General features: G+C 64.1%; 1 protein-coding gene. It reads left to right on the top strand.

Annotation, left to right across the window (positions count from 1 at the left end; genetic code table 11):
• Positions 1-527, top strand: a 527-nt coding sequence (locus IEJ02_RS47985) for a beta-ketoacyl synthase N-terminal-like domain-containing protein (protein WP_191070532.1), incomplete at both ends; no start/stop codon positions are given.

Genomic DNA, 527 nt, shown 5'->3' with positions numbered 1-527 from the left:
GGGAGCCGATTGCGATTGTGGGGGTGGGGTGTCGGTATCCGGGTGGGGTGGCCTCGCCGGAGGGGTTGTGGGATTTGGTGGCCGGTGGGGTGGATGCGGTTTCGGGTTTTCCGGTGGATCGTGGTTGGGATCTGGAGGGGTTGTATGACCCGGATCCGGGGCATGCGGGGACGTCGTATGTGCGGGCGGGTGGGTTTTTGCATGATGCGGCGGATTTTGATGCGGAGTTTTTTGGGATGTCGCCGCGTGAGGCGTTGGCGGTGGATCCGCAGCAGCGGTTGTTGTTGGAGGCGTCGTGGGAGGCGATGGAGCGGGCGGGGGTGGATCCGGCTGAGCTGCGTGGGTCGGCTACGGGTGTGTTCATGGGGGTGATGTACAACGACTATGCGTCGAGGTTGGCGGTTCTTCCGGCGGATCTTGAGGGGTATGTGGGGTCGGGGAGTGCTGGGAGTGTGGCGTCGGGGCGTGTGGCGTATGTGTTTGGTCTTGAGGGTCCTGCGGTGACGGTGGATACGGCGTGTTCGTCG

It is taken from the genome of Streptomyces sp. 5-10, assembly GCF_014712245.1.
Lineage (GTDB): Bacteria > Actinomycetota > Actinomycetes > Streptomycetales > Streptomycetaceae > Streptomyces > Streptomyces violaceusniger.
Note: the sequence above shows the minus strand (reverse complement) of the source record. Positions and strands in the feature narration are given on the sequence as shown.